The 6,862-nt window shown below is 71.2% G+C and carries 7 protein-coding genes; 3 read left to right on the forward strand and 4 right to left on the reverse strand.

What is annotated here, in order from left to right; translation table 11 throughout:
• From ACFWEK_RS16910 to sdhC, 4 genes are all read right to left on the reverse strand, one after another.
• Window positions 1–379 (reverse strand): 2Fe-2S iron-sulfur cluster-binding protein (locus ACFWEK_RS16910; protein ID WP_430554785.1); only part of this gene is annotated, 379 nt, incomplete at its 3' end.
• Entirely contained in the window at window positions 379–2,214 is a 1,836-nt protein-coding gene (sdhA, locus tag ACFWEK_RS16915; RefSeq protein WP_430546811.1) for a succinate dehydrogenase flavoprotein subunit, read from the reverse strand. The genes ACFWEK_RS16910 and sdhA, both read right to left, overlap by 1 nt.
• 16 nt (window positions 2,215–2,230) lie before the next feature.
• Entirely contained in the window at window positions 2,231–2,695 is a 465-nt protein-coding gene (locus ACFWEK_RS16920; RefSeq protein WP_430554786.1) for a succinate dehydrogenase hydrophobic membrane anchor subunit, read from the reverse strand.
• Window positions 2,695–3,078, reverse strand: a complete 384-nt coding sequence (sdhC, locus tag ACFWEK_RS16925) for a succinate dehydrogenase, cytochrome b556 subunit (RefSeq protein ID WP_429762505.1) — start codon at window positions 3,076–3,078, stop codon at window positions 2,695–2,697. Before sdhC ends, ACFWEK_RS16920 begins: the two co-directional genes overlap by 1 nt.
• A 179-nt stretch (window positions 3,079–3,257) precedes the next feature.
• On the opposite strand from sdhC, the gene ACFWEK_RS16930 reads away from it, so the two are divergent.
• The 3 genes from ACFWEK_RS16930 (at window position 3,258) to ACFWEK_RS16940 (ending at window position 6,817) form a co-directional block, all read left to right on the forward strand.
• Window positions 3,258–4,391 (forward strand): mannose-1-phosphate guanylyltransferase, encoded by a 1,134-nt coding sequence (locus ACFWEK_RS16930; RefSeq protein WP_430554787.1) that lies wholly within the window; start codon window positions 3,258–3,260, stop codon window positions 4,389–4,391.
• Window positions 4,388–5,578 carry an amidohydrolase gene (locus ACFWEK_RS16935; protein WP_430546814.1) on the forward strand — a complete coding sequence of 397 codons (1,191 nt, stop codon included), beginning with the start codon at window positions 4,388–4,390 and terminating at the stop codon, window positions 5,576–5,578. Before ACFWEK_RS16930 ends, ACFWEK_RS16935 begins: the two co-directional genes overlap by 4 nt.
• Window positions 5,579–5,749: 171 nt before the next feature.
• Window positions 5,750–6,817, forward strand: a complete 1,068-nt coding sequence (locus ACFWEK_RS16940; protein WP_430546815.1) for a BMP family protein — start codon at window positions 5,750–5,752, stop codon at window positions 6,815–6,817.
• Window positions 6,818–6,862 lie beyond the last annotated feature (45 nt).

The raw sequence follows: 6,862 nt of genomic DNA on the forward strand, positions 1-6,862 counted from the left end.
CCATGTCCACGACGAGATCCTTGACCACGGGCAGGCCCTTGATGGGCTCGACGGTGATCGGCTTGTCCGGGTTGACGTCCTTGAGGAGCGTCTTGCAGGCGAGCCGGTTGCGGCCGTTGATCCGCATGGCGTCGGAGCCGCAGACCCCGTGCGCGCAGGAGCGGCGGAAGGTCAGCGACCCGTCCTGCTCCCACTTGATCATGTGCAGCGCGTCGAGGACGCGGTCCGTGCCGTGCACCTGGACCGTGAAGTCGTCCCAGGTCGACTCCTCGCCGTGCTCCGACTCGGGGTTGTACCGCCGGATGCGGAGCGTGACCTCGAAGCTGGGGACGGCACCGGCCTTCGGCTCGGTGGCGGGGTTCTCGAGTACAGCAGTCATCAGTACTTCCGCTCCATGGGCTCGTACCGGGTCTGGATGACGGGCTTGGACCCCAGGACGACCTTGTAGTCCCCGAAGTCCTCGACGTGGTCGAAGTAGCCCGGGACGTGGCCGTCGCCGGCGTCGGGGGCCGACGTCGGACGGCGGTACGCCATCGTGTGCAGCATGTAGTTCGCGTCGTCGCGGTCCGGGTAGTCCTCCCGGTAGTGCCCGCCGCGCGACTCCTTGCGGTTGAGGGCGGCGACGACGGTCACCTCGGCGATGTCCAGCAGGAAGCCGAGCTCGATCGCCTCGAGCAGGTCCGTGTTGAACAGCTTGCCCTTGTCCTGGACGGAGACGTTCCGGTACCGCTTCTGCAGGTCCCGGATCTCCGCCAGCGCCTCGTTGAGGGAGTCGCCGGTGCGGAACACCTGGGCGTTCGCGTCCATGGTCTCCTGCAGCGCCTTGCGGACGTCCGCGACGCGCTCGCCGTCGGGGCGGTCGCGCATCTCGGCGAGCTGTGCCTCGACGCGGGCGGTCGGGTTCTCCGGGAGCTCCCGGTGCGGGCCCGCCGACTTCGCGTACGCGGCGGCGGAGCGGCCGGCGCGCTTGCCGAAGACGTTGATGTCGAGCAGCGAGTTGGTGCCGAGGCGGTTCGAGCCGTGCACGGACACGCACGCGACCTCGCCGGCCGCGTAGAGGCCCTTGACGACGTTGTGGCTGTCGCGCAGCACCTCGCCCAGGATGTTGGTCGGCACGCCGCCCATCGCGTAGTGCGCCGTCGGGTAGACGGGCACGGGCTCGGTGTACGGCTCGATGCCGAGGTACGTGCGGGCGAACTCGGTGATGTCCGGGAGCTTCGCGTCGATGTGCGCGGGCTCCAGGTGCGTCAGGTCGAGCAGCACGTAGTCCTTGTTCGGGCCGGCGCCGCGGCCCTCGCGCACCTCGTTGGCCATCGAGCGGGCGACGATGTCGCGCGGCGCGAGGTCCTTGATGGTGGGGGCGTAGCGCTCCATGAAGCGCTCGCCGTCGGAGTTGCGCAGGATGCCGCCCTCGCCGCGCGCCGCCTCCGACAGGAGGATGCCGAGGCCCGCGAGGCCCGTCGGGTGGAACTGGAAGAACTCCATGTCCTCCAGCGGCAGGCCGCGGCGGTACGCCAGCGCCATGCCGTCGCCCGTGAGGGTGTGCGCGTTCGACGTCGTCTTGAAGATCTTGCCCGCGCCGCCGGTGGCGAAGATGATCGCCTTCGCCTGGAACACGTGGATCTCGCCGCTGGCCAGGTCGTAGGCGACGACGCCGGTCGCGTTGACCTCGGCCCCGTCCTCGATCTGCTCGGTGGTGAGGTCGTGGTCCGTGAGCAGGTCCAGCACGTAGAACTCGTTGTAGAACTCGACGTTCTGCTTCACGCAGTTCTGGTACAGCGTCTGCAGGATCATGTGGCCGGTGCGGTCCGCGGCGTAGCAGGCGCGGCGCACGGCGGCCTGGCCGTGCTCGCGGGTGTGCCCGCCGAACCGGCGCTGGTCGATGCGGCCCTCGGGCGTGCGGTTGAACGGCAGGCCCATCTTCTCCAGGTCGAGGACCGAGTCGATGGCCTCCTTCGCGAGGATCTCCGCCGCGTCCTGGTCGACCAGGTAGTCACCGCCCTTGACGGTGTCGAACGTGTGCCACTCCCAGTTGTCCTCCTCGACGTTGGCGAGGGCTGCCGCCATGCCGCCCTGGGCGGCACCGGTGTGGGAGCGGGTGGGGTAGAGCTTCGAGATCACCGCGGTGCGGGCCTCGCCGGAGGCCTCGAGCGCCGCGCGCATGCCGGCGCCGCCTGCGCCGACGATGACGACGTCGTACTGATGTGTCTGCATCGGGGGGTGCCTGTCCTTAGTTCGAGAAGCAGATCGACGGCAGGAGCTCGGCCGGGGCGCCCGGCGGGCAGGGGTTGAACGTGAAGATCACGAGGGTGCCGAGCACGACCACGATCATGAACGCCAGGTACAGCAGCACCTTGAGCACGCCGCGGGTGGAGTCCTTCTGGGCGTAGTCGTTGATGATCGTCCGCACGCCGTTGGTCCCGTGGATCATCGCGAGCCACAGCATCAGCAGGTCCCAGACCTGCCAGAAGGGGCTGGACCACTTGCCGCCGACGAAGGCGAAGTCGATCGCGTGCACGCCCTCGCCCACCATGAGGTTGACGAAGAGGTGGCCGAAGATCAGCACGACCAGCACGACGCCGGACGCCCGCATGAAGACCCAGCTGTACAGCTCGTAGTTGCCGCGGGTCGTCTTGCGGCGGGCGTAGGGGGACCGCGGGGCCGCGATGGCGGACGGGGTCTGGGTCGAGGCCATCAGTGCCCACCTCCGAAGACGTTCATCAGGTGCCGCGGCAGGAAGCCGGCCATGGTCACGACGAACAGGCCGACGACGACCCAGAGCATCGTCCTCTGGTACTTCGGGCCCTTGGCCCAGAAGTCGACGAGGATCACGCGGATGCCGTTGAACGCGTGGAAGACGATCGCGGCGACGAGGCCGGCCTCCCCGAGTCCCATGATCGGCGTCTGGTACGTCCCGATGACGGCGTTGTAGGCCTCGGGCGACACCCGGACGAGAGCCGTGTCCAGGATGTGCACGAGGAGGAAGAAGAAGATGAGCACGCCGGTCACGCGATGCGCGACCCAGGACCACATGCCTTCACGGCCGCGGTAGAGCGTGCCAGCAGGTGCTGTAGGCACGGGGGGAGCCTCCGTTGGCGGATTCTGTGTGGATTCCGTTCACGGTCACTGTAGTGACATCCGGTCGTCTCGCGGCACACGAGGTCCGGCAAACCGGGACGGTCCGGTGTCTTTCGTGACCTATTCCACAGGGTTGACGTCGCCGACGGCCGCGTCGTCAGCACGCTTATGCTGCGGGGATGAGCACTGCGGCGCCCCCCTCCCGTTCACCGGTCCCCGGGTTCTACGCCGTGATCCCCGCCGGGGGTGCCGGCACCCGGCTGTGGCCGCTCTCCCGCGCGGGCGCGCCGAAGTTCCTGCACGACCTCACCGGCGCGGGCCGCACGCTGCTGCAGGGCACGGTCGACCGGCTGCGCCCGCTCGCGGGCGGCGGGGTCGTGCTCGTCACCGGTGAGCCGCACGTCGCGGCCGCACGAGAGCAGCTGCCCGAGCTGGCCGAGGACGCCGTGCTCGCCGAGCCCTCGCCGCGCGACTCGATGGCGGCCATCGGGCTGGCCGCGGCCGTGCTGGAGCGGCGGCACGGGGACGTCGTCGTGGGCTCGTTCGCCGCGGACCAGGTGGTGTCCGGCGCGGCGTCGTTCGACGCCGCGGTGCGGGAGGCGGTCGCGGCCGCGCGCGCCGGCTACGTCGCGACCATCGGCATCGCCGCCTCGCGCCCGTCCGTGGCGTTCGGCTACGTGCGCAGCGGCGAGCCGCTCGGCGTCGAGGGCGCGCCGAGCGCCCTGCACGTGCGCGGCTTCACGGAGAAGCCCGACGCCGCGACGGCCCGCGAGTACGTGGCGTCCGGCGAGTACCGCTGGAACGCCGGCATCTTCGTGGCCCGCAGCTCCGTGCTCCTGGACCACCTCGCGACGCACCGCCCCGCCCTGCACGACGGGCTGCGGGAGATCGCCGCCGCCTGGGACACGCCCGACCGTGCGGCCGTGGTCGCCCGGGTGTGGCCCGGCCTCGAGAAGATCGCGATCGACCACGCCGTCGCGGAGCCCGTCGCGGCCGAGGGCGGCGTCGCCGTCGTCCCCGGCACGTTCGGCTGGGACGACGTCGGCGACTTCAACTCGCTCGCCGCGCTCCTGCCGTCGGACGACGAGGGCGGCTCCAAGGTGCTGGGCGACCCGGCCGACGTCGTGCGGGTGCAGTCGGCCGGCTCGGTCGTCGTGCCCGGCGGCGACCGGGTGGTCGCGCTGCTCGGCATCGACGACGTCGTCGTGGTCGACACCCCCGACGCGCTCCTCGTGACCACCCGTGCCCGCGCGCAGCAGGTGAAGGACATGGTCGACGCGATGCGCGCCCACGGACGGGAGGACGTCCTGTGAGCGCCCGCGAGGCCGGGGCGCGGCTGGACGAGATCGTCGCGGCGCTCGAGGACGAGCTGGTCGCGATCCGGCGCGACGTGCACGCGCACCCCGAGCTCGGCCGCCAGGAGGTCCGCACCACGGCGCTCGTGGCCGACCGGCTGCGCGCCGCCGGCCTCGAGCCCAGGCTGCTCGAGGGCACCGGCCTGGTCTGCGACGTCGGCCCCGACCGGTCGCCCGACGGCCTGGGCCGCGTGGCGCTGCGAGCGGACATCGACGCGCTGCCCCTCGACGACTCGTGCGGCCTGCCGTTCCGCTCGGTGGTGCCGGGCGTGGCGCACGCCTGCGGGCACGACGTGCACACCACCGTGGTGCTGGGCGCCGGACTGGCGCTCGCCGCGCTGCACGACGAGGGCCTGCTCGAGCGCGGCGTCCGGCTCGTGTTCCAGCCGGCCGAGGAGATCATGCCCGGCGGCGCGCACGACGTCGTCGCCCAGGGCGCGCTCGACGGCGTCGACCGCATCGCGGCGGTGCACTGCGAGCCCAAGCTGGACGTCGGGCAGGTCGGCACCCGCATCGGGCCGATCACCTCGGCCTCCGACAGCGTCACGGTCACCCTGTCGTCCTCGGGCGGGCACACGTCCCGCCCGCACCTGACGGGCGACGTCGTGTACGCCCTGGGTCAGGTCATCACGCAGGTGCCCGCCGTGCTGGGCCGCCGGCTGGACCCGCGCTCGGGCGTGAACCTCACGTGGGGCGCCGTGCACGCGGGCAACGTGCACAACGCGATCCCGGCGACCGGCACCGTCGCCGGCACGCTGCGCTGCCTCGACGTGCGCGCGTGGGAGCGGGCCGGGCAGGTGCTGCACGACGCGGTGGAGCAGGTCGTGGCGCCGTACGAGGTGGACGTGACCGTGCGGCACGCGCGCGGCGTCCCGCCGGTGGACAACGACGCGGCCGTGACGGGCGCGCTCGAGGCGGCGGGGACGGCGGTGCTCGGGCCCGAGGGCGTCGTGCTCACCGAGCAGTCGCTCGGCGGGGAGGACTTCGCCTGGTACCTCACCAAGGTGCCGGGCGCGATGGCCCGCCTCGGCACCGGGACCCCGGGGGAGCGGCGCTACGACATCCACCAGGGCGACCTCGTCGTGGACGAGCGGTCGATCGCCGTCGGTGCCCGGTTGCTGGGACGTTTCGCGCTCCAGCCGTGAGACGCCGGAAAGTGTCCGGCGTGTTGCGGCGCTCGGGAGTCGATACCGCTTCGGTAACGACTCCTGCGGGTTCGTCGCCTGCGGTTCTCGGTGGGGGTGGCGGTGGCTAGGCTTCACGTCGGTGACGGGCCGGACGATCCTGGCCCGACGAACGATCGACAGGAGCGACAGGTGAAGAGAGCGATCAAGCTCACGGCCCTCGCCGGCGTCGCGGCGCTCGCGCTGGCGGCCTGTGCGGAGGCCCCCGAGGAGTCCGGTGGCGACAGCAGCGCCGCGGCCGCGGTGGAGGGCTTCAAGCCGTGCATCGTCTCGGACCAGGGTGGGTTCGACGACAAGAGCTTCAACCAGCTGAGCTTCGAGGGGGCGACCAAGGCCGCGGACGAGTTCGGCGTCGAGCTCACCGCCGTCCAGTCGCAGACCGAGACGGACTACCAGCCGAACATGGAGTCGCTGGTCGGGCAGAGCTGCTCCCCGATCGTGTCCGTCGGCTTCAACCTGGCCGCCGCGACCACGGAGGCCGCCGAGGCGAACCCGGACACCGAGTTCATCCTCGTCGACGAGACGATCGACGCGGACAACGTCAAGCCGCTGCTGTACGACACGGCGCAGGCCGCGTTCCTCGCGGGCTACCTGTCGGCCGGGTACTCCGAGACCGGCAAGGTCGGGACCTTCGGCGGCGCGCCGATCGCGACCGTGACCATCTTCATGGACGGCTTCAAGCAGGGCGTCGAGTACTACAACGAGACCAAGGGCGAGAACGTCGAGCTCGTGGGCTTCGAGGGCGGGGAGAAGGGCTCCTTCACCGGCAAGTTCGAGGCGAACGAGACGGCGAAGACCACCGCGCAGAACATCCTCGACCAGGGCGTCGACGTGATCCTGCCGGTCGGCGGCCCGATCTACCAGTCCGCGATCGCGGCGATCCAGGACTCGGGCAAGGACGTCGCGCTCATCGGCGTCGACGCCGACCTGTTCGAGTCCGACCCGTCCACGCAGGACTACGTGCTGACGTCGATCCTCAAGGGGATGGACATCTCCACCTACGAGGCCGTCAGCGCCGCCGCCAAGGGCGAGTTCGACGCGACGCCGTACATCGGCACGCTCGAGAACGAGGGCGTGGGCATCGCCCCGCTGCACAACTTCGAGGACAAGGTCGACCCCGCCCTCATGGACGAGGTCACCGCGCTCCAGGAGCAGATCATCTCGGGCGAGGTCGAGGTCACCTCGTACCTGGACAAGTAGCAGCGACGGCGGTCCGGTGACGGACCGCCGTCCCGGCACACGGAC

Source organism: Isoptericola sp. NPDC060257, assembly GCF_042726645.1.
Taxonomy (GTDB): domain Bacteria; phylum Actinomycetota; class Actinomycetes; order Actinomycetales; family Cellulomonadaceae; genus Isoptericola; species Isoptericola nanjingensis.